This window comes from Virgisporangium aurantiacum (assembly GCF_016863635.1).
GTDB lineage: Bacteria > Actinomycetota > Actinomycetes > Mycobacteriales > Micromonosporaceae > Virgisporangium > Virgisporangium aurantiacum.
The window spans coordinates 1-21,161 of record NZ_BOPG01000127.1 but is presented as its reverse complement, the minus strand read 5'-3'; the positions used below and the strand labels follow the sequence as shown (position 1 = coordinate 21,161).

22 protein-coding genes, 1 tRNA gene and 1 pseudogene are annotated in these 21,161 nt (G+C 68.9%); 9 read left to right on the top strand and 15 right to left on the bottom strand.

From position 1 onward, the window contains the following. The first annotated feature begins 63 nt into the window (after positions 1-63). The gene (locus tag Vau01_RS61155; RefSeq protein WP_204014113.1) at positions 64-555 is read left to right on the top strand and encodes an RNA polymerase sigma factor; all 492 of its coding nucleotides are present in this window, start codon (positions 64-66) and stop codon (positions 553-555) included. Between the two features lie 532 nt (positions 556-1,087). Here the strand turns inward: Vau01_RS61155 and Vau01_RS61150 are convergent. Next, positions 1,088-1,546: a hypothetical protein gene (locus tag Vau01_RS61150; protein WP_239153084.1), complete on the bottom strand. Its 459-nt coding sequence runs from the start codon at positions 1,544-1,546 to the stop codon at positions 1,088-1,090. 745 nt (positions 1,547-2,291) lie between these two features. On the opposite strand from Vau01_RS61150, the gene Vau01_RS61145 reads away from it, so the two are divergent. Both Vau01_RS61145 and Vau01_RS61140 read left to right on the top strand, forming a co-directional pair. After that, complete coding sequence (locus Vau01_RS61145) at positions 2,292-2,483, top strand: hypothetical protein (protein ID WP_204014110.1); 192 nt, start codon at positions 2,292-2,294, stop codon at positions 2,481-2,483. Then, on the top strand, positions 2,480-3,376 hold the full coding sequence (locus Vau01_RS61140) for a hypothetical protein (protein WP_204014107.1): 897 nt from the start codon (positions 2,480-2,482) through the stop codon (positions 3,374-3,376). The genes Vau01_RS61145 and Vau01_RS61140 overlap by 4 nt, the downstream gene beginning before the upstream one ends. A 122-nt stretch (positions 3,377-3,498) precedes the next feature. On the opposite strand, the gene Vau01_RS61135 is transcribed toward Vau01_RS61140, so the two are convergent. The 4 genes from Vau01_RS61135 to Vau01_RS61120 form a co-directional block, all read right to left on the bottom strand. Beyond that, complete coding sequence (locus tag Vau01_RS61135; protein WP_204014104.1) at positions 3,499-3,639, bottom strand: hypothetical protein; 141 nt, start codon at positions 3,637-3,639, stop codon at positions 3,499-3,501. Positions 3,640-3,829: 190 nt separating this feature from the next. Continuing rightward, positions 3,830-4,336 carry a hypothetical protein gene (locus Vau01_RS61130; RefSeq protein WP_204014101.1) on the bottom strand — a complete coding sequence of 169 codons (507 nt, stop codon included), beginning with the start codon at positions 4,334-4,336 and terminating at the stop codon, positions 3,830-3,832. Beyond that, positions 4,314-5,564 carry a phosphoheptose isomerase family protein gene (locus tag Vau01_RS61125; RefSeq protein ID WP_204014098.1) on the bottom strand — a complete coding sequence of 417 codons (1,251 nt, stop codon included), beginning with the start codon at positions 5,562-5,564 and terminating at the stop codon, positions 4,314-4,316. The genes Vau01_RS61130 and Vau01_RS61125 overlap by 23 nt, the downstream gene beginning before the upstream one ends. Then, a complete protein-coding gene (locus Vau01_RS61120; RefSeq protein ID WP_204014095.1) occupies positions 5,554-5,895 on the bottom strand; it encodes a hypothetical protein in 342 nt (113 codons plus the stop codon). The genes Vau01_RS61125 and Vau01_RS61120 overlap by 11 nt, the downstream gene beginning before the upstream one ends. A 696-nt stretch (positions 5,896-6,591) precedes the next feature. Between Vau01_RS61120 and Vau01_RS61115 the strand changes: the two genes are divergently transcribed. Beyond that, complete coding sequence (locus tag Vau01_RS61115) at positions 6,592-7,338, top strand: NlpC/P60 family protein (protein ID WP_239153085.1); 747 nt, start codon at positions 6,592-6,594, stop codon at positions 7,336-7,338. A 52-nt stretch (positions 7,339-7,390) separates the two neighbouring features. On the opposite strand, the gene Vau01_RS61110 is transcribed toward Vau01_RS61115, so the two are convergent. Both Vau01_RS61110 and Vau01_RS61105 read right to left on the bottom strand, forming a co-directional pair. Then, positions 7,391-8,086 (bottom strand): AAA family ATPase, encoded by a 696-nt coding sequence (locus Vau01_RS61110; protein ID WP_204014089.1) that lies wholly within the window; start codon positions 8,084-8,086, stop codon positions 7,391-7,393. A gap of 95 nt (positions 8,087-8,181) precedes the next feature. Next, positions 8,182-9,667: pseudogene (locus Vau01_RS61105) on the bottom strand (TnsB C-terminal domain-containing protein); the annotation flags it as partial. Between the two features lie 170 nt (positions 9,668-9,837). Here Vau01_RS61105 and Vau01_RS61100 point away from each other — a divergent pair. Continuing rightward, positions 9,838-10,731, top strand: a complete 894-nt coding sequence (locus Vau01_RS61100; RefSeq protein ID WP_204014086.1) for a hypothetical protein — start codon at positions 9,838-9,840, stop codon at positions 10,729-10,731. A gap of 437 nt (positions 10,732-11,168) precedes the next feature. Here the strand turns inward: Vau01_RS61100 and Vau01_RS61095 are convergent, their stop codons facing one another. The 5 genes from Vau01_RS61095 to Vau01_RS61075 all read right to left on the bottom strand — a co-directional run bounded on the left by Vau01_RS61095 (position 11,169) and on the right by Vau01_RS61075 (position 15,954). Further along, positions 11,169-12,344, bottom strand: a complete 1,176-nt coding sequence (locus tag Vau01_RS61095) for a pentapeptide repeat-containing protein (protein WP_204014084.1) — start codon at positions 12,342-12,344, stop codon at positions 11,169-11,171. Between the two features lie 396 nt (positions 12,345-12,740). Continuing rightward, positions 12,741-13,724: a tyrosine-type recombinase/integrase gene (locus Vau01_RS61090; protein ID WP_204014081.1), complete on the bottom strand. Its 984-nt coding sequence runs from the start codon at positions 13,722-13,724 to the stop codon at positions 12,741-12,743. A 282-nt stretch (positions 13,725-14,006) separates the two neighbouring features. Then, complete coding sequence (locus Vau01_RS61085) at positions 14,007-15,005, bottom strand: hypothetical protein (RefSeq protein WP_204014072.1); 999 nt, start codon at positions 15,003-15,005, stop codon at positions 14,007-14,009. Beyond that, positions 15,002-15,616 (bottom strand): RNA polymerase sigma factor, encoded by a 615-nt coding sequence (locus tag Vau01_RS61080; RefSeq protein ID WP_204014070.1) that lies wholly within the window; start codon positions 15,614-15,616, stop codon positions 15,002-15,004. The genes Vau01_RS61085 and Vau01_RS61080 overlap by 4 nt, the downstream gene beginning before the upstream one ends. Positions 15,617-15,711: 95 nt before the next feature. Next, on the bottom strand, positions 15,712-15,954 hold the full coding sequence (locus tag Vau01_RS61075; protein ID WP_204014067.1) for a hypothetical protein: 243 nt from the start codon (positions 15,952-15,954) through the stop codon (positions 15,712-15,714). 296 nt (positions 15,955-16,250) lie between these two features. Here Vau01_RS61075 and Vau01_RS61070 point away from each other — a divergent pair, with 296 nt between their 5' ends. Then, positions 16,251-16,439: a hypothetical protein gene (locus tag Vau01_RS61070; RefSeq protein WP_204014064.1), complete on the top strand. Its 189-nt coding sequence runs from the start codon at positions 16,251-16,253 to the stop codon at positions 16,437-16,439. Between the two features lie 138 nt (positions 16,440-16,577). Here Vau01_RS61070 and Vau01_RS61065 read toward each other — a convergent pair whose 3' ends face one another. Both Vau01_RS61065 and Vau01_RS61060 read right to left on the bottom strand, forming a co-directional pair. Beyond that, complete coding sequence (locus tag Vau01_RS61065; RefSeq protein WP_204014061.1) at positions 16,578-17,546, bottom strand: hypothetical protein; 969 nt, start codon at positions 17,544-17,546, stop codon at positions 16,578-16,580. A gap of 662 nt (positions 17,547-18,208) precedes the next feature. Further along, a complete protein-coding gene (locus Vau01_RS61060) occupies positions 18,209-18,631 on the bottom strand; it encodes a hypothetical protein (RefSeq protein ID WP_204014058.1) in 423 nt (140 codons plus the stop codon). Between the two features lie 285 nt (positions 18,632-18,916). Here Vau01_RS61060 and Vau01_RS65610 point away from each other — a divergent pair, with 285 nt between their 5' ends. From Vau01_RS65610 to Vau01_RS61045, 3 genes are all read left to right on the top strand, one after another. Further along, positions 18,917-19,261, top strand: coding sequence for an LD-carboxypeptidase (locus Vau01_RS65610; RefSeq protein WP_239153083.1), 345 nt, complete (start codon positions 18,917-18,919; stop codon positions 19,259-19,261). 139 nt (positions 19,262-19,400) lie between these two features. Beyond that, positions 19,401-19,640 carry a hypothetical protein gene (locus Vau01_RS65605; protein WP_204014165.1) on the top strand — a complete coding sequence of 80 codons (240 nt, stop codon included), beginning with the start codon at positions 19,401-19,403 and terminating at the stop codon, positions 19,638-19,640. A 395-nt stretch (positions 19,641-20,035) separates the two neighbouring features. After that, positions 20,036-20,108 (top strand) — tRNA-Arg (locus Vau01_RS61045). A gap of 72 nt (positions 20,109-20,180) precedes the next feature. Here the strand turns inward: Vau01_RS61045 and Vau01_RS61040 are convergent. Continuing rightward, the coding region (locus Vau01_RS61040; RefSeq protein ID WP_204014053.1) for a tyrosine-type recombinase/integrase at positions 20,181-21,161 on the bottom strand (981 nt) is incomplete at its 5' end.

Below are 21,161 nucleotides of genomic sequence, written 5' to 3'. Positions count from 1 at the left end.
GACGTCCATCCGATCAGTAGGCTGGCAGGCGCACCCGAGGGTGCGCCTGCCAGCGCGGGCAACTTGAAGGACTTCGAGGTCTTCTACCGGACCGAGTTCGTCCCCCTGGTGTCCTTCCTGAACCTCTTCGGGTTCCCCATGCCGGAGGCGGAGGATGTCGCTCAGGAGGCGATGATCGCGATGGTGAGGCACTGGGGCACCATCGAGCACCCGAGGGCCTACGCTCGGCGCATCGCCGTTCGGGCCGGGCTGCGCAACCGCCAGCGGGACCTGGAGCGTGAGAGACAACTAGTAGTAGGGGCGCTAGACCGGACCAGCGCCTCGGTGCCCTACGAGAAGACCGTCGAGGACGATCACTGGGTACGCCGCGTATTGGAATGGCTGCCGCCGCAGCAGCGTCAGGTCATGGCGTTGACCATCGACGGCTTCACCCCGGCAGAAATCTCCAACATCCTGACGATGCCGGCCAACACGGTCCGCTCCAATCTGCGACACGCGCGCTCGACGTTGCAACGCGCGCTACACCACGAGCGGATCCGCGAACGGCTCATCTGAACGACCCGCCGGTCAGCGCATAACCTGAACCGAAGCACGGCGCCCGCCCGGCCTTCACGTGCCGGGCGGGCGCGGTCGTGTCAGTCGTCGTACGAGTAGGCGTCGTGGGCGTCCTACGGGTCGGGCGGCGCTGTTGCGGTCTGCGGCGTTGCGGGCGCGGTCGTCGAAGCCGCTGGTTGCGGTCGGCGAGTCGGGATCACGTCGGGGCGGCGTGCATGCGGTCGGCCGGACATCATCGTGCAGCACCGTCTGCGCCGCTGCCCCCCGAACCACACCGTCAGCGTTCAGTCACCAAGATCAATGCCGTTTGGATCTGGTGACACGTTTCCTACCGGCACCCGCCCCGGGGGTACAAGCGCAGGCGCGGCGGCCACCCCCGCGGCACTCCTCCGGCGCCGCAACGGTCTGCTGACAACTTCGCGAGAGATCCTTTGGCATCGAGGTGAAAGCTAAGCGCTGACATCCCGACGAAAGGTCTCAGCGGGTGCGCCGGCTAAATGTCAGTGGGGCGCGCCAGGTAAGTGTCAGCGGGTCAGAAGCCGGTCGGGGTTTCTCGGTACCGGAGGCTGTAGGTCACCGTGGGGCTGACCGTGATGCTGTCGGGGCGGTGGTCGGCGTGCAGCAGGCCGCGGGCGCGTAGTTCGCGTTCGGCGTCGAGGTGGCGTTGGCGCCACTCGCGGTACGGGGTCTCGGGCTCGACGTGCACGATTCCGTCCTCGGCCGGGCGTGGGCTGCGATGGAGCACGAGCGCGGCGAGCAGCACATTGGCCTGTTCGACGGTGAGGGGTTGGCTGCACCGGGCGGTGTTGAGGACGTTGGTGCGCTGGTCGTCGGTGAGCACGTCCAGGCGCGGCCCCACGGTGTAGGTGTGCGGCGCAGTGCGGCGCAGTGCGAGCGGCCCGGCCAGGCCGGGGTGGGTCTCGGCGTGGTCGAGTGCCGCCTGGGTGCGGTCGAGGGCTGCCCAGCCGTTGGCATCCGTCGATCCCAGCATTCCGCACACCGTCCCCCTAGGCCCCTACTCGTCGGCGGGGCTCAAAGGTGACGGCGGCCGGTGCGCCCTTGACCACGTGCGGCCTGCTGGGTGGGTAGCTCGGCCAGCGGTGTCCGGTCGGACACCGTCAGGCCAGGGCTGCCCTGGCCTGACGTCCTGACTCCAGTTGTAGACAGTCTGCCGGGTGACGCCAGCCGCCTTGGCGATCGCGGCGATCGGTTCGTCGGCCAGCCGGGCCGCAGTGACGCCAGGCGCAGACGGTGTTCGGAGGTGGCGTAGTCCTTGGCGGCCGTGATCTTTCCCGAGAAACGCCAGGAGGGACGGCCTGTAAGCCAGCGTCCCTCCGTTTGCGTTGGTTCCCCTACCGCTGGCGTCGCTGCATCGCGCGTCACGCCAGTACCGCGATCCCGATGACCTGGATGGATCCCAAGTCCAAGGCCCTACTCGGCACCCCACAGTCCCCGGCCGAGATCTGTGCCCGATCCTGGGCGATCTTCACGCCCTGTTATCGGTGGGACTTTCACCCCCTCAGGGACACCCCCTCAACATCTTCCAAGGTCTCCTTACTGGTCGATGAGAGGTTGTCCAACTTGTAGTGATCATGGTCGGTACGGCGTGACAGGCCGTCGTTCATCGGCCATCCTTCAATCCGTCGCGGTCAGCGACACCAACCCGCAGATCTCCTTTCGACGTCCGAGCGCCGTCGTCGGACGGTAAAGGCTGCGCCGACGCTGAAGGAAGTTCGATGATCGACCTCCCGGCTGGCCTCTGGGTACCAGCACTGATCCTGAGCTTGCCCGGTCCCATGATCGTGCTGGCGGTGGCTTTGATCGCCACTCTCTCCCTCCGCGCACAGACCGATGGCGCCCGCCGCCACGCCCTGGCCGTGCTGGCGAGTTTGATCGAAAGCCTGCGGATTCTGCGGAGTCGACGATGATGCCGGACCGGCGCCGACAGTACGTCCTCAATCTGCTCCGGGCCCAGGACCGCAGCAACGACGACCCTCTCTGGGTGCAGGTTCAAGCCAACCTCGAACGGATCTGGCGCAACGGCAGCAGAGCGCGAGACATCCTCATCCGCGAGTCGTTCAGCCAAGTTCCATGGGCCGACCCGGCCCCACCGCCGTCCGTCCCACTGGCGTCGGCCCTGCTCCACTCCAAGGGCCTCCAACTGCGTCTCGCGCTGTTGCTGATCTTTATCCAGCAGGCCGAAGCGAAGGCAGGCCGTAACGAGCGCACGATCAACGACTGGTGTGACCTGATCTTGTCCGCGAGCACTCCCACCAGAGGATGGGTCTCGGGCTCCATCCGAACGACACGCAGCTTGCGGACCAGACAGATCACCGAAGCCCTACGTGAACTGGACGAGCGTGGATTTGTCCGCATCCCCCGCAACAACAAGAACGGTCGCCGCCAGTACGACAACTTCAGGGTCCGCTATGCGGAGCCGACCGAGGGAGAAATGGTTCTCCGCTTGCCATCGGGCTTCTTCCGCAATTTGTGGGTCTTCGCGTTGACCGACGCCGAGATCGCCACCTACCTCATGCTGCTTTCCCAGCATCAGCGGTTTACCAATGAACGCCGTCACACGTTCTTCGTCATGGCAGAGGACCGAGAGAGCAGATTCCACCTGAGGCGCAGCACCTGGCGCAGCATCGGGACGCTGACCAGGTTCGGCCTCATCTCCCAGCCCGGTTGGACCGCCAACCGGCCACGGCTGAACGAGGACGGCTCTCGAGACTGGGACCTCATCGAGCATCAGATTCAGTTGCAGGTCCTCGACGCACCAGCGCTCACCGTGATCCCGGCGGCGCTCGGTCTGGACGTCTGAGGTCCCGCAGGCGGCGACACCCGTCAGTAGGGCGAGCATCAGGATCACCGTGGTGCGCAGGCTCAGCAGCGGCTGCGGCTCGCGGGATTCGGGCAGGGGCATCATCGGCACCGGCGGCCGAGTCACGGGCCCGGGCCCACCCGGATGCCCTCCCTCTTGGCGTGGTCGACAAGGTCGGCGGTGACCAGGAAGTAGCCGGGGAAACCCATCTTGTAGATGACGTCGAGCTCGTACTCGGCCTGCCTGGAGTGACCCTCCGGCACGCCGCGGGGATAACCGGTACCGGTAAGAAACGTGTCACCAGCCGCAAACGGCGTTGGCCGTGGTGGTGCGCGAAGATCGCCAGACGACGGGGGGCCTACTCGGCCTTGCCAGGCCGGTTCGGTGTGGATTCCACGCTTTGATCACTATCACCGCGTAGGCCGAACTGCGAAGAGTCCAAACCACGTGCGGCTACACCGCGCTGTCGCTGCGCGACCCCCTCGGTACGTAGTCGTCCTCGGCAGAGCTCTCGCGGGTGAAGTCCCAGCCCGCCGACGACTCGCGGGCGGGACGGTCGCCTGCGGAGATGCCGCCGATTTCCTGCCCGCGTCGGTAGCCGTAGAAGTAGCCACTGGTGTGCGCGGCGATCGTGGCCGCATCGCGCACGATGCGCAGGGGCCGCTGCTCGGCCTCGGGCTCGGCAGAGGCCGGTGCGGAGCCCGGCACGAGATTGCGCTGGGGGATTCTGCGCGGTAGTCCGGCGGCGGTCTCGGAGCCCGTGGCCGGACTGGCCGCCTGCAACGCTGCGTCCCAGCCCATGTCGGCCGCGCTGGCCCACTCCAGTTGCTCTTCCGACTCGCCGGTGGTGTCGGTGAACCAGGCGGACCGGCACGCCGCGAAGATCAGCAGGTCGGAGTCAGCGCTGGGCTCGACCGACGGCTCGCCCGACTGACTTTCAACCCCGAGCGGACCTGGCAACAGTCGGAGCTCCGGGGGGGTCGAAGGGGTCGGCCATTGCAGCCGGTTCGACCAGGCGCAGCGTCGGCGACTCGTCGGGAAGGTCGTCCGCCTGCCATGGCGGGCGGACGCGCCCCTCCCGCGTCCGGCCAACCGGAGCCGCAGCCACGCGATTCGGCGATGAGGTCATCCCAGCCGGCAGTAAGGCTAGCGCGGCGATCGCCTTGTCGCAGGCGCGGACGGCTGCGATGGACTGACGGACGGTGTGCGCCGTTGCCGCGGACAGCGCCGTGTCACCGACCCGACGCGGCGTCTCCGCAATGGCGACGAGCAACGAGGTGATCTGGTCGGTCAGTGTCTCGATGTCCGCGACCCCGGCATCGGCCAATGCGGCCGCGGCTTCTTTCCATCTATGGGCGGCGGTAAGGTCCACCGTCCCGGGCTCCGGAAGGGCCTCCAGGATTGCAAGCGGTATCGGCTCGGTCGGATCGGGGTACGCGCGCAGCGCTGCCGGATACAACTCACGCAGCACGTCGCGCAGCGTGGTAGCGGCGATGCTGCGGGCGTTGAGTAATGCGGTGCGTGCGCCGCCTTCAGCGGGCCGGGCGACCTGTGGCGGGGAGAAGGCCAGTGGCTTGCGTTCGGGTCTCTGATCGAACCTACGGATGTCGCCGTCGACCAACGTGTCGACGATGCGCAGGATCGCCTCGTAGGCGCTCTCGATCAAGTCCGGCGAGCAGTCGACCTCGATGAGATCATCGGCTTCCCGGGCGATTGCTCGGGCCGGGCGTGGCACGACCGCCCAGGTGGTCAACCCGATGCGCTGGGCGGTCTTCAGGGTCTCGACGGCCTCGGCCGAACGCGTGTGAGCGACGCACACCAGGAGAACGTCTCCCGGCCGTGCCCCATTTCTCAACCTCTCGAGTTGGGAACTGAGGTCAGTCCCATCGGAGATGGTGAGCAGTGTGCCGTCCGCGGCGAAGACCTGCTCCAGCCGGTTGATCCAGCTCACCACCTTGCTCGTCTGAGGGCGGATCTGTTCGGCGGCTCTTCTGCTGGCCAGCACCTGCAGCGGGTCGTCGAGGACCAGAAGCGCCTGGAAGACCTCCTGGACCAGGTCATTCGCGGCGGCGTGGTCGCCGCCGACGGCTACAAGAGCTCTGCGGAACAGCTGTTCCGCAGAGGTCCGGAACAGCTCAGCAACCCGCTCGAGCACCTCGGAGCAATCCGGCTCAGGATCACATTTCACGGGAGGACCACCCTCCGAGAGCCTCAGGCTGAGCAGGCCCGGGCGGTGACAGCACCACGATGGTGTACTCGCCGCGATCCGTGACGGCGGGCGGTGCTGACCCGACCCAGATCCATATCGCCGGGCCGCCCAGACCCTTCTGCTGCATGATCACGCTGCCACCCGGCGATCGGGTGAGTACCCGATCGAGCGTCGCGCGCCGCTGCGCCTCGGCGAGCAGTCGGTACCCGAACCCGAGCGTGGCTAGCAGCACGACAAGCGCCGCACCGCCGATCGCGGGCCGCTGCCCGACCTCGTTAACCACCCAGTCCCACATCGGCAGGGGGGCCATCGGCTACTCATGCCACTACATCGTGCCGGCCCTCAAAAGCGTCGAGTCAGGCCCTACGCCTAGGACCTACGGCGGTGACGTTGCCCCTGGCCAGAACGCCAGCCGCTCCTGCAACGCCGCGTCGAGCCAGCGAACGCTGCCACGGCGCTCGGGTTTCGGCCTGGACGTCGGTTTGGGTACGTCGCAAGGCCGGTTTCGCAGCGGTGTCGTCGACGAGCGCGCTGAAGTGCGGGCCGGGCCGGGAGTCCGGGGTTGGGCAGCAGGTCGCGGGCGGAGCGGATGATGTCGGCGGTGGCGACGACGGGCGTCCGCCGCGACCGCGGGCGGCGGCGATGCCTTCGGGGTGCCGGCGACGGTGAGTTTGCGGATGAATTCGGCGGCTCGTCGATGGCGATCGCGGCGCGCCAGCTTGCGTTGGAGGGGCTCCGTGGTGCCAGAGCCCGAGGTCACCGGGTCGGGGTACGCCGCTTGTGGCGGACGGAGGTCGGACCGGTGGGGCGGGCTCTCTATGTAGCGCTCTGAAGCCGCACGCTAGTCCGTCGAAACCGGGCAATGTCTGGATAGCGCACCAGGTCGGATGCCGATGCAATGAGCGGGCACGCGAATACTGAGCGTGGTTTCGCGGCGTCTCAACCGAAGGGTAAATCCGTGCGAATCAGTATGTTTCGCCGTCTGAACACCGTACTCACCGTGGCGATGATCGGGGCGGCGCTGTCGACTATCGCCGGTGTCGCGCCGGCGTCGGCCGGGCCGGGTACCGATCGGCTCGCGGCCGGCGAGTCACTCGGCCGTGACCAGTCGATCATTTCCCGCAACGGCGCCTACCGACTCGTCATGCAGGGGGACGGAAATCTCGTCGAGTACGGCCCGCGTGGTCCGCTGTGGGCGACCTACACGAATCCGGGCAGCTCCCGGCTGGTGAACCAGGGTGATGGAAACCTGGTGGTGTACCCAGATGCCGGCGGTGTCGCGTGGGCCAGCGGCACCGGGGGCGGCGGCGGAACCCTGGTGGTACAAGACGACGGCAACGTCGTGCTCTACGGCCGGGGAGGTCCAACGTGGAGCACCTACACCAGCGGTGGTGTGTCGAAGCTGGCGGCCTCCGGCGCCGTCGCGTTCGTGAAGCGGCAGTTGGGTAAGCCGTACGTTTCCGGCGCGACCGGCCCGGGTAGCTACGACTGCTCCGGACTGACCCGGGCTGCCTACTCAAGTGTCGGCGTTGGAATCCCACGCACCTCCCAGGAGCAGTACAGAGGTTCCGCCCGGATCAACCGGGACGCCCTGCAGCCGGGTGACCTGGTCTTCTACTACGGCGGCATCACCCATGTGGCGATGTACGTCGGCAACGGGCAGATCATCGAGGCCCTCAGGACGGGCACCGTCGTCCGTTACGACTCCATCAACTACCCCGGAACTCCGGTGGGGTACGGACGGGTCGCCTAGTCCGTGGTGGCCACGGCGCCTCGGGGGCAACGTGACCCCGGGGCGCCGTCCGTCAGCCGCCGACGGGTAGGAGGGTGAGTGCGGCGCGGCGAACGTCGTGTTCGCGGACAGGCCGGCAAGCGCGGTGACACACCGGCAGCCGAGGGTGGACCTGGATGACGATCGGGTCGCCGCCGTGCGTGGGGTGCTCGTTGAGGCCGGGCTCGGGCCGTACGCCGATGGGCTTGCAGCGGGCGCCACGGTGGAGGCACTCCACGTGTGCCTGCTGGAAATGGCCAGCGCACACGGCGCCTGTGGAGGCTGCCAGCTGTGCCGGGGGATCCAGACGGCGGCGACGATCGTCGCGGCGTTGGACGTCGCGACAGCCACTGCGCCTCATCGCACACCAGCACCCGCGGCCGCTCGGCCAGGACGCGTTGAGGAGCGCGTCGAACTCGATCGGCCGCATCGGCGGCGCCCCCGAACAGCCGAGCGCGTCGAACAGCACGTGGCGGATATCGCGCGGGGTCGGCCGGGCCCGGAACTGCACCCGGCACACGTCCGCCGGCGCCAAGGCGCGCAGCGCCGCGTTCACCGACAACGTCTTACCGAGGCCGGCGTCGCCGTGCACGCACATCATCGCCCGCGCGTCGAGGACGTCGGCGAGGTTGTCCCGCAGCGTCAGCAGTGCCTCGGTGGCCACCACGTGCGCTCCGGCCAGTCCGAGGTAGTGATCGTCGCGCTCGTCGAGATCCAGCCAGGACGTCACGTCGCTCCCGCTTCCCCGGCTCCCGCTTCCTCGACGCCCGACTGGCCGGCCGGGTTGATGCCGCCGGCATCGGGCTCGGTCCGCGCATCGGCGGCTCGGGCGTCGGCGGTGCGGGCCGAGCGGGGCAGGACCCAGCCCGGCGCCGGCGGCCCGAGCGGGACCACCCACGGTTTGGCCTGGCGTCGTAGCGCGCCGTCGTCGGTGTCGACGAGTTCGGCGGAGGCCTCGGCCGTGGTCATCGAGCCCAGCGGCCGGGCTGGCTCCGGCGTGGTCGCCGCGGCGTAACGCCGGCGGCGGGTCTGCTCCACCGCCTTGAGCTCGCGGGCCAGCCGGTCCCGGCGGCTGGTCCGGGCCCGCCGCACCGCCCGGATCTGGTCCGGGTCGGCCAGGTCGGCGAGGACGGCCAGGCCCGGGTGAACGCCGGTGCGCGCGTCGAATACCTCGATCTCGTGGTCGTGGTGCGGCATCCACCGCACTCGGACCTGCCGGCCGGCGTTGGCGGAGCCGTTCATCCACGCCCCGACGTAGAACCGGGTGCGCCACTGCACGCCCTTGCCGGTGATCGTGCGGACCCGTCCGTCGTCTTCCAGGGTGAACAGCCGCAGATCCTCGGCCGGCACGGTGGTGATCGGGGTCGGGTCGTCCCGCCACGCTTGCAGCGGCGTGCGCCCGTCGAGCACGTCCATCTCGTGCCGGCCGTTCCACCAGCGCACCCAGGCAAGCAGCTCGTCAACGAACACCTCGAACCGCAGCCCGGGCGCATCCGGGTCCGCGGTACGGCCGTTGGCCAGCCGCGGCGCTGCCGTGTACCGAGGCAGCCCGGCGAAGAACATGCCCTTACCGCGGCGTTGAGCGTCTCGACCGTGCCCTTCAGGTGCGGTGTGTACCCGGGCAGGTCGACCACCCGCACCGCGAACACCGCGCACGCCGCCGCGACCGTGGTGGACAGGAAGTCCTTGCCCCGGTCAACCCGCACCAGCACCGGCAGGCCACCGGCCGCGCCGTACGGCTCGTCGACGGCGATCGCGGCGCGCAGCGCCGCCAGGACACTCTCCCGGCTCGGCGCGCACGGCGTCACCGCCAGCCCGAGCACCACGTTCGTCGCGCAGTCGACAAACCAGGTCACCCACGGCTTGATCAGTTGGCCTTCGACGTCGACCTCTACCGACGCCTCCACATGGTCGGCCTCCCACGCCGCGTTGCGATGCGTCGCCGGGCGCTGCAGGAACACGTCGTGCTCTCGCGCCGCCCGCTCGCCCTTGCGCAGACCGGCCCGCTCGCCCGGCGTCAGCGCACCGCCCGCCGCAGCGACGTCACGCCCGGCGCGGGTGGGCCGCCCGCCGCTGCGGCATCGACCAACTCGCGATGCACCGCGGTGACGTTGCCCCGCCAGAACGCCAGCCGCTCCCGCAGCGCGGCGTCGAGCGTCAACCGTGGCCGCACGGCCGGCTCGGCCCGGCCCGCAGCCAGCGCGGCCCAGCGCCACACCGTCCGCTCCGACACCCCAGCGCCCTCGGCGACCAGGGCCACCTGCTCCCGCGACAGCGGCCCTGCGGCGCCGAGTTCCGCCAGCCGGCGCAGCACCACATCACGCAGCGCGCGCCTCCCGCCGTCCGTCACCCGCCCCGCCTCCGTCGACGCGATTGAGCGCCATCAACCTACGGGACTCCTCTGCTCCGGCTCAGTCGGCGCGTCGTCCGTCCGGTCCACCGGTGGACTGGTTCACTGGTGGACCACATGTGGAGGGGTAGATGGCTGACGACGTGACATTCCGTTTTGAGGTGCTGGTAGGCGACAGGTGGCAGCGATGCACCGCTGAAACCCTGGGCGTCGACAAGGAAGACGCGGAGACCCTCGACTGGAGCCTGGTCAACGACCATGAGTTGATCGGCGTCTACCACGACGGCCTCGAATTCGCCCGTCGGGAACTGGACGAGGCGGTGGTGTCCTTCGCCGCAGCCCGAGAGAACGCGCGGATGCCTTCGCCGGCTGGTCTGCGAATCGTGCTGTGGGAGGCGCCATCGGCCGAGGGCGAGCCGGACGTGGTGATCCGGGCCAGCCATGACCAGTTGGCGACCGGTCGGCTGGTCATTGTGGCCAGTGGCGTCGCCGCGGCGGTCGACCAACTCCGCAAGGCCCGAGAGCGCCTCCGGGCGGGTGTCCTGGAAGCCGCGACGACCGACCACCTGGGGCGCAATCAGATCGCCAAGGCGATCGAGCGGACCTGGTCGCGCCGGCTTATCCTGCAGTACCTCAGCGGGTACGACATCATCAGGGACATCCGCATGGCTCTGCCGCCCGATTGGGTGCGCTACGACGGTCACGAGCACGGTGGCTACAACGGGGAGCCATGGGAGGAGCGGCTCGGGCCCTTCTGGTGCGGGCCGGTGATGTTGGAACTGTCCTCCATCGGCCAGGTGGACCTAAGCATCGTCGACACCGCGGACGGTCCCCACTACGACGCTTCCGAGAAAGAAGTCCAGGCGTACAACGCGGCGGCGCGACAACGCGCCCTACAAGCCGCAGAGCAGGTTCATGCCGCGCTCTATCAGCGCGGCCTGCGCATGCTGACCAAGGAGGGCGAGGACGTCGCCGTCCAGGAACTGGCGCGGGTGCCGGTCAGAGTCACCCGACGGTCGCGGTAAGGGGCTCGCCGTAGTCGCTACGGGACTCCCCAATCTCGCTGACAGATCCGTGGCCGTTTCCTGCTGACACCGCCATGGCCGTCTGCTGACATCGAAGCGGCCGCTCTCAGCGATGTTGAGCGACAGCCGAATGTCAGTGCGTAGCGACAGCGAAGGTCAGTAGCGGCCGGTCAGTCCCGCCTCGGGATCGAGCGCCGCCCAGAATCGGTTGCCGGCGAAGACGTGCTGAGCCACGATTAGGTGCTCAATGTCGTGGTGTGCGGTGCTCATGTGACGATTCTGCCTGTCAGTCAGCGGGGCCAACGCGGCGGTTGGAGGCCGGCCTTCCGATAGACGGATGGGGCGCGTGAGTGCGCTTCCCGTAGTGACCAAGCCGAGATCACCGCTAACGTCGCTGCCGAACGTTGATCCTCAAGCCCTTGCACTGAGGGACCGGCTTACCGAGGTTTGCAGGCTGGGTCGGTGTCCGGTGCGTCGGGGCGCGGGCGGTTCACGTTGGTCGGCAGCTTCGTAGTGTCGGTAACCCGGCCGCAGCGGAGTGTCTCTGTGGCCACCGCGGCGTCCGTCAAGTCCGCGCCGGTCAGGTCCGCGCGGATCAGGTTCGCGTTGGTCAGGTCCGCGTAGCCCAGGTCCGCGTTGGTCAGGTTCGCGTTGAGCAGGTTCGCGTTGAGCAGGTTCGCGCCGTTCAGCTTCGCGTTGGTCAGGTCCGCGTAGCCCAGGTCCGCGTTGGTCAGGTTCGCGTCGATCAGGTACGCGTAGGTCAGGTTCGCGTCGATCAGGTATGCGATGAACAGGTTCGCGCCGCTCAGCTTCGCGCCCCTCAGGTTCGCGCCGCTCAGCTTCGCGCCGCTCAGGTTCGCGCCGCTCAGGTTCGCGCCGCTCAGGTTCGCGCCGCTCAGGTTCGCGTCGGTCAGGTCCGCGTAGCCCAGGTCCGCGTAGGCCAGGTCCGCGGTGGACAACAGTGCACGGCGCAGTCGCGCCTCTACCAAGTTCCCGTACGCCAGTTGGGTCCTTCGTAGGTCGATACCGCTGTCGGCCCGATCATGGGTGGGGTCGCGGCGTCCGAGTACGGTGACCGCGGCCTGGATGTCGACCGGTACTGAACTCGAGGTGTCGGTGGACACTGGGGCCGAGGCGGATGGTGTCGGTTGTGGCGGTGACGTGGCGGTAGATGAGCGGGGGGCGTGAACCCGAACGAATGCGGCCAGCACCTCCATCACGGTCGGCTGGTCGTCGGGGGAGTCGCGCATGATCCGCTCAAGGGCGTAGATGCCGCCCAGCCGTACGTCGATGCGATCCGGGCCGGGCTCGCCGAGTTGTTCCACCGCGCGGGCGAATCGGTCGGTGATCTGTCCTTGCTCGGTGATCCGTAGGTCGTCGCGGGTGGCGTTCAGCGACGACGCGGTGAAGATTAGCGCGGCGATCGCGGCCGCTGCGGTGGCGAGCTGGCCGAACCCGGTGGCGATGTCGACCCAGCCCTTCACCGGAGGGTCTGGCGCCGGGTCGCTGGTCGACCGCGACCGCAGCGCCCGGGTGGGCGGCGGCCTGCCGCGGCCGGGTGGGCGGCTGGCCCGCCGCCGTAGCCAGGCGGTCCAATCCGACGATGACGCCATGTCACTATTCGACCACTGTTAATCAATCATGCGGGGCGGCGGGGCGGGGCGACCCACTTGTGCGGCGACAAGTTTTGTGTCGGACGTGACGACAAGATCATTACCGCCATCTGGGGTCTGGCTTGCAGCGGCGCACCCTGTCTGCACCGCACTCGCCCAGCCGACACCGTCGACGGGTCCGTTGACATCATGGCTGCGCACGTACGAGGTTGCCGCTGCAGCTCTTCTCGCAGCCGGGCATCGAGGGCGGCGTCATCCTGGAGATCCTCGACCGGCAGTCGTACCACCGGCACGCCGCATCGCTGCTCCCGCTCCTGGTCCCCCCATCGTCGATCACGTTTCCCCTTCATGTCTCTCGCCACGACCAGTTCGACTGCTCGCTGGCGTCGGCCGGGTTCATCGGGCACGCCGGCGGGCGGCCGGGTCGCTCGCTGCGACATGCGCGGCAACGGCTTCGGGGCCGGGGCGGGCGTAGCGCTCGAGTGACCGGACCGACGCGTGCCGCGACCGGGCCAGCAGGGTTGCCGTGTTGGTGCCGTTCTCGGCCTCATGGGTGAGTTGCGCGTGGCGGAGCTGGTGCAGCGTCCAGCCATGTGTCTGCTCGATCGGATCAGCCAACGAGCGGGTTATTTCCTCGAAGATCTCGGCGGCGCGGCGGTACGACAGCCGCGCCCGGCCGGTGACCGGGCACAGGTCGACGCTGGCCACCGCCCGGGTGGGTTTGCGGTCGGCGAGGAACACCGGCCCGCGGGTGCGTCCGGCGAGTAGCCGGGGCAGGAGCATGGCGGCGCCGGTCTGCCAGAAAACCCACTCGGTGGCGCCGCCCTTGCTGGTGACACGGGCGCGTTTGCTGCCCAGGTCCAGATCGGGAATGTCGAGGGTGAGGATCTCCTCGGCCCGGGCGGCGCTCTCGTACAGCAGCCGCCACAGCGCCCTGTCCCGCAGTCCGACGTTCAGTCGCCACAGCGCGGCGACCTGGTCGCGGGTCAGCGCCCGGGTGGTGTCGACGGTGACCTTCGGCCGCACCCAGCCGGCGGTCGGGTTGGTGCGGATCCAGCCGGCCGGCTCGCGCCACCACGCGATCGCCGAGCGCAGGGTGGACAGGTGCCGGACCCTCGTGGCCGCCGCGGTGGTGCCGAACGCCGCGGTGAACACCTCGGCGAGCCGGGCGACCCCGGCCGGGGTGTCCAGCGCGGCCAGGTCGTGCCCGACCGGGCTGCCGGCCAGCCGGGTAGCGAGCGCGGTCAGGGTCTGCCGGTACTTGGTGGCGGTGCCGGTCGACCAGGCACCACCGGCGGTGTGCGCCACAAGGAACGTCTCTACCGCGTGGGCGAACGTCGGCCCCCTGTGCGCGGGGCGTAGCTGCCGGACCTCACCCACGGGCACCCCTTGCCGGTCGTCGCAGGAAATGCGTACAGGTCGAGGCTGCCAGACGGGTGCGACATTTTCGACCCTCGCGCTGCTCGACGCCGACGTGTCGTGACCTTGATGCGGTGGGTTGTCGCGGGGAATGGGTCATTTCCTGCGACAACCCCACCCTGGCGCGCGAGTCTTTGTGGGCGTTCACCGGCCCCCTGAATTCTCGGCGTACACGCGCGCAGCTCACTCTCGGCAGGACACAGGTGTTCAGCGGTGGAACCCCGTGCGACCGTACCCATCTGGTTACGCCGCGGTGATCGTGATGCAGGCTGCTTCAGTCAGATCGGGTAGGTCTGTCGGTCTCAGGCCCGGCCACTTCTTGTCGGTGTCCCATCGCTGTTTGGTCGCGGACAACCAGTTGGATGCGCTGGGGCCGGCGAGGACAGCGACGAGTTGCCAGTCGCCGGTTGTCGAGCCGAAGCCGACGGGCGTCGAGAACGCACCGTCCGGGTTGCTTTGCACCGGGTTGGCGTTCGGGCTTTGAATCCAGTACCTGCCCAGTGGCTCGTAGTAGGCCAAGATCCATAGATCACCGGCCGGTGCGCCGGGTGGTCGGACGCCATCGACCAGGAACCCGGCGGCCGGCACGGTGGCCCGGTCGCGTGGGTATGTGATCCGGACCAGTTGTGGCCCGCCGATACCGGGGATTCGAGGGTCTGGGCAGGTCGATGATGCTGGAAACGGTGGTTCCCCCACTGGCCTGCTGCTGCTGCCGGGCGGGTTCGCCGGCGGCTGCCCCGGTGCGACCGAATTCGTGTTCGGGCGTGTCGAAGAGGGAGTCGGCGGCTCCACGGCGGTGGGTGGGCTCGTCGGGGTCAGCGCCGGTGGTGAAGCGTGACCCTGGTCGGTCTGGTTGCTCGTCTGGATGACCGCGACGGCCCCGCCGGCGACCATCGCGGAGGCAATGACGGCGGCGATGACTCCCCCGAGCGAGCCGCCGGCCTTCGAGCCCCAGGCGGTCATCCAAGACCAGGCAGCAGCGACCTTGCCCAACAGCCGGTTGACCATCGTAGCAATGCCAACGGGGCGGCCGCCAGCAAGAAGATCTTGACGGTTGGCGTTGATCTCGATATCGGTGGCAACCGGGTGGGAGCGGGCCAGAAGATGCTGGAGCTTGGCGTTGATCTCGGCGTCGGTAACACCGTCGACTGTTACGTCGACCAGGTCGAAGACCTCACAGAACAGCTGGTGAATCTCTTCGGTCGCGTTCTGCCGATCCGGCGTGTGCTTGTAGGTGTTCACCTGTCCTCCTTCCGAGCCGGGCTGGTCGGGGCCGCCGGATTGTTGCGCAGCGCCTTCTTCAGCCGCTTCCGGGCCGCGCGCAGGGACTGGCGGACTGCAGCTTTGTCGCGTCCGAGCAGTTTGGCGATCTCGGTGGGTGCGTAGCCGTCGACCACGAAGGCCAGCACTTCGCCCTGTTTGGGGGGCAGCGACTGGAGGATCTGCTTGACCCACTCGCGCTGCTCCCAGATGTTCAGGCCGGCGTCCTGGCAGCCCGCCGCGGCACCACCGTGGCCCTTGATCTGCCGGCGTTCCCGCTCGCGATCTCGTTCCCGTGCCTTAATGAAGTGGCTTCGCACCGCCTGCTGGACGTAGGCCATTGGGTTCTCGATCGGATCCTTGGCGCGGTCCCAGTGACGGTAGAGGTCTTCCATCGCGGCGAGGATGGCGTCCTCGGCCTCCTGCTCGGTGGCGCCCGCATACATCCAGGTCCGGAGCAACTGGCGGTAAGTGGCTTGGAAGAAGTCGTCGAACGAGATGCGCGGGGCAATCGGCTCGTCGGCTCTCGGTCGATCATGTTTCTGCGTCTGTGGTTGGCTGGCTGGGGCCCGGCCCTTATCGATGTCGACCACGAGGCCTGCCCTCCCTCCGCGGGCGAAGAAGCGGTAACCATACGAATCCCATGTGTGGTAGGTCCGGGTCGCTCGCGGAGCGTGAGGTGTCCGAGTCACGATTCATCCGATCGTGGGCATCGCCGGTGATCGGGGTGCCTCATTGCCAGGACCAGCGCCAGCACGAGGACCGCTGCGGCGGAGGCCACGGCGGTGGCCGCCATGGATTCCGAGGCCAGGTACACCCCGCCGACGCCGGCCAGTGTCGCCTCAAACACGGCGATGAGCTGCTGGACCGTCAGGCCTCGAGCGCGACGCCGCCTGGAATTCGGTGATCCACTGGGGACGGGATCGTTCACGAAACCCTCCTTCAAACGCTGCACGCCGGTGTGGCGCGCTGTCGAAGGATTAGGTCTTCGGCGACCGCGCGACGTGAGCTGACGAGGTCAACGAAGCTGCCAGTGAGCCGCCTGCCGTCGCTGGCTGGCACCGGCACCCAGGGCCGCAAGGCGGTGGTGAGCCAGCCAGCGGCGAGCATCTGGCCCCGTGGCCGATCGTCAGATCGGTGCGGCGGGAGCGTCGGAGAGGCGCAGCGCGGCGGTAGCCGTCGGCGTCATCGCGCACTTGCGGCAGTCCCGTTGACACCGTCCTTCCGATGCTGCCGGCCGGTGATCGCAGATTGGGCGTGATCGACCGGGGCGGGCCGATCGGTCAGGCGCAGCGCGATGACGATGTCGGGATGGATGGTGAGCCGGCCGCCGTCGCCGCCGGGCTCAGCGGGCTCCTGTATCGCGAGATGACGGTGGACCAGATCCCTGTAGTAACGGGCGTACCGGTCCGGTAGGCCGTCCTCGCCGACCAGACCCGGTGGTAGCCGCGGGTGCGCGTTGTCCAGATAGGCCCCGCAGAAGCCGGGACACGGCGAACGGGGCCCGTCCGAGCGGAGACCATCGCGCGCCGAGCCGAGCCGGTGAGCGCCCATCTACGGCGGCGCCCGGGGCTCGGCTGGCGTGATGGCGGTGTGGCAGGCCAGCCCGGCCGGGCGGTGCCGGCCAGGCGGATCGGGATGGAATCTCTCGCCCAACCAGCTCCAGCGGACCCGCAGTTGCCACAGGCCCAATAGCTCGACGGGGCGGTGGGGCAGGGTGATGCCGTAGCGGGCGGCGGCGTCCTCGACGGCCAACGTGGACCGGGGTGAAGCCGCGGAAGACCCGGTGTGGCGGTTCTTGTCCAATGCTGTGCAGGACCCGGCTGCGCTTCGCAGCAGCGGCCGGGCCGGGCGTGGCACGTAGAACACGGCGTTACGTTGCAGGGGCTGGTTTCCGTGGTACTTCTGGGTCACCACGGCCCGGGCCGCTTGCAGGTCGTACGGGATGGTCAGCTGGTGCCACGGCGGACGCAGCGCCGCCACCCGCAACGACCGCAGCGCCACTGGGTCGACTTCGGTGAACAGGGCCAACGCGATCCCGGCGGCCAGCACCGGGTTCGCTGCGGCGGCCCGGATCTCTTCGGCGGCTGCGTCGCTGACCGGCGGCTGGTCAACCCGGGGCCGCCGAGTCTGCTCAGGGTGGGGATGGTCAGCCAGAAGCCGTGCAGCATGAACCCGGCTTGGGCGCAGCGCAGCAGCGCGAGGGTGTGCTGCGCGGTGGGCTGGCGTGCACCAGCTCGGTGACGAAGTCCTGGATCCGGGCGTCGGCGCCGTCGCCGTTGTCGGCGGTGGGTGGGCTGCCGGTCGTGCAGCCAGGCGCAAGGCGGCGTCCAGGCTGCGGCCGTACAGCCCATCGACGCGGGCGAAGACATCGGGACCGGTCTGCCGGTACACATCGGCGCGGTAGTGCATGGCCTGCGCGGTGGGCAGCCGCGGCAACTTCGGCCACGCCGTCGTCGCCGGTGGCCGCCGCACCGGCGTGGGGTCGCTGTCCCATCGATACTCGGCGACGACCTCGGCCAAGACTGTGAAACGTCCAGATGAAGATCGAATCGATATCGGTGATCAGTCGGGGTGGGATGGTCCGGGTGTGGCACACCAGCAGCAGCTGGACCAGCGTGGTGCGGGCCAGGTACGCCAACCCGGCCCAGGCCCGCGCGGGTCCAACCGGTGTGCGCGCAGTACCACCAGGTGCCGGACCCGCCCGGCCAAGCAGCCGGGTGCGGACCGCAGCCCAGGCGTTGTCGGCCATCCCAACCCGCTCGACACCGATCGTGGCGGCCGGGACGCCGAGTGCGGCGAACACATCGTGGGTCAGGCTCAGCAGCTGCCGGCTCGTCGCAGTCGGGTGGACCATCACCTGACCGGCGGCGGGTCGTCGCGCCCGAGGCCGTATCTCGCCGGCACCGACCGTGTGGTACGCCAGCCGGTACAACGGGCTGTGACTTGCGGCTTCCGCGACGATCGTGGCGGCACCGGCGGAGACCGTCCGCACCTGCCGACGGCGCGGTGCACCTGATGCCCTGCCCATGCCTCGACGCTGTCCGGCGCTTCTTGAGCGGGCCGCTGCGACGCTGACGGTCATGGTGATGGCCGACGTCGGCCGGGTCTGATGGCGCCGGACATCCGCGATGACGCGGGCGTCCGACGCGGATGTCGGGCGTCTGCGATCGGGTGTTGATTGATTACCTCGGTTCGGTCGGGTTGTCGGGTGCGGCAGCGACCGTGTCGGGGTCCGCGACCGGGACTGCTGGCTGATCGCCGGTGCCGAAGCGGAGGGCGAGCATCACGATGGCCCGCTGCACCTGTTCAGGTGCGTCGCCGGTGAAGCGGATCATCCAGGTGGGATCGCCGTCGTCGTTGCGCCGGCTGATCCGTGCCTCGTCCTGGCGGGCCGTGTCGATGGTGACCAGAAGCCCGTCGCCGTCGGGATGGGCGTAGCCGGTGATGCCGTCAACGGCATCGGCAGCGGTGTAGCCGAGTTCGGTCAGCTTCCTGATCAGCGAGGTGAAGGGTTCGTCGGCGGTGGATTCGTCGTCCACACCGGTCCGGGCAGCGTTCATCGCGGGTCCTTTCGTTCGCGGCCCAACGCCGGTCGCATCGGTCACGACGAATGAAGCGACCACTCGCTCCGATCAGGCAAGTCACTGCCCAATCAATCAACCGGCTGCACTCGCATGGCGCGAGCACGGTCGCAGGCTGGACACCGCCGCTGGCGTCGCGCATCGTCCGCCTCCAGGTCTGGCGGGCGTGCGTTTCACACGACGACTCGGATGTGCTGCACCGCCGAAACTGAAGCCAGGCGATCACGTAGGGCTGGTGTCGGCCGCGAGCACCCGATACGCGAAGCCGTCGACGGCACCGTCCGATTCCTCGAGGGTCTCGGTCTACGCGTGACGGTCGGGCAACACGCGTTGGACACACTCGGATACCTCGCCGGCATCGGTGCAGACAGACTGGCGGACGTCAACGACGCACTCCGCGATCCCGTCATCACGGCGATCATCGCGACGCGAGGCGGCAAAGGCGCCTACCGCATCGCCGAACAGCTCGCCTTCGCCGCCGCCGCGAGGTATCCGAAGCTGCTGATCGGGTTCAGCGAGGTCTCCGTCCTAAATCTGGCGCTGTGGAAACACTGCCGGTTGCCCGGCGTCCACGGGGCCCGTTCGAGCAGTCCCGAGCCGGCGCCGAGTCGGCGAGATCGTTCCTCGACGCCGTATTCACCACCAGTGACGTAACAGTGCGGGCCGCGCACGGGCGAACCGACCGACGCGCTGACCACGACCGGCCGGGCCTGCGGCGTGCTGCTCGGCGGCAACGAGGACATGGTCGCGACCGCCGCGGGCTGGGCGCTACCGAACCTGGACGGGGCGGCCCCTGCTGCTGGAGGCGCACAACCTGCGACCGGGCCACATCGACCGCCAGCTCACCACGCCGCACAAGTCCGGCCGACTGGACGGCATCCGGGCGGTCGCCGTCGGGCAGTACACCGAATGCGGCGCCAGCCCAGGCGACCAAGATGGCTGGACCGTGGTCGACGTGCTCCACGACGGCTTGGACCAGCTCGGTGTGCCGATCCTCGGCGGTCTGCCACTCGGGCACGGCAGCCGCCGATAGCCGTACCGGTCGGCACGATGGCCACGCTCGACGCCGATGCGGGCACCCTCACGTTGACGTCGGCCGCACGGTGGTCCGCCCGGAATCAACGCTGCCCTCGGCAGGAGGACGATGCCGCCGCCAGGCGGTGTGCCCGCCACGCACCGCCACCAAAAACAGCCCGGGGACGGCCGCGCCCAGGAGCAAAATGCGAGACGGCCTGGGCCGCCCTGCGGTGCAGGCCCTACCGGTGGTGGCGGGCTGTGCGGATCCCGACCGAGGCCTGGTCTGCCGGCATTGTTGAGGGCACCGAACGACGACGCCGGCCAACGTGACCGCCGACCGGTGTCCCGCCGCCCCCGCCGCGCGCTCCCAGGCGCCCGCTGATGCCGGCGCACGGTATTGTGGGGGTTCCAGCCCTCATAGCTCAGGGGATAGAGCACAGGTTTCCTAAACCTGGTGTCGTAGGTTCAAATCCTACTGGGGGCACATTTCAGGGGTCGAGTTGGTCGGCTTCGCCCGTTTGGTGCTCTACGGAGCGTCACCAATCACTGTGAGGGGTTAGGCCACATCCGTGTCGTGCTGGAGGTGGACGACGTTCCGCTCTCCCCGGCGTCGCTTGTTCTTGATCCTTTCCGCGACAGCGCCGGCGGCGTCGTGGTGCAGGTGTTTGGCGACGCTTTGGTAGGTGTCGCGGGTCAGGGTCGTGGTGGTGTGCCCGAGTTGCTCGGAGACCACCTTGATGTCGACCCCTTCCTCCAGGGCGATGGTGGCGGCGCCGTGACGCAGGTCGTGGAGCCGTACGGGTGGCAGCCCGGCCCGGATGATGAGGCGGCGGAAGCGTTGGCTGACCGAGGTAGGGTTCCACGCTCGGCCGTCGGGGCGGACGAAGAACATGCCGGTGTCGGGCCAGTCGCTGCCGGCGGCGAGGCGCCACGTGTTGCGGCGGGCCTTGTAGGTGGTGAGGACGGTGACGGTGTCGGGGTCGAGGATGACGTCGCGGTTCCCGGCCTGGCTCTTGGGTGGTTTGCGGCGTCCGCCTGGGCGGCCGGTGTCCTGGTTGATGATGCCGACCTCGGCTTTGCCGAGGCGGACCTCGGCGTCGAGCAGGCCACAGGCCTCGCCGCGGCGGGGTCCGCGGTAGGCCATGAGCTGCCACATGGGGTGCAGGTCCGGGGCGTGGAGGGCGGCGTAGTCGAGGAACTCGCCGAGCAGTTCGTCGGTCCACACCATGACCGGCCCAGGCACCTCGCCGGTGGCGTTCCACCGCTGCACCCGTTCGGGTTCCCAGACCATCGGCTTGACCCGCGGGTTCGGGGTCTTCACCAGCGCGGCGGGGTTGGGTACACCGCTGACGATCTCTTTGGCGAGGGCGTCGTTGAACGCCTTACGCAGGGTTCCCCGGATGCGGGATGTGGTGGCCGGGCCGGTGGGTTTGAGCCCGCGCACGGTGGCGCGGATGTCGGGGTCGTTGCTGGCCTTCGCGGCGAGGATTGCGGCGTTGCGGGCCTTGATCTGGTCGATGAGGTAGTCGATGTGGTG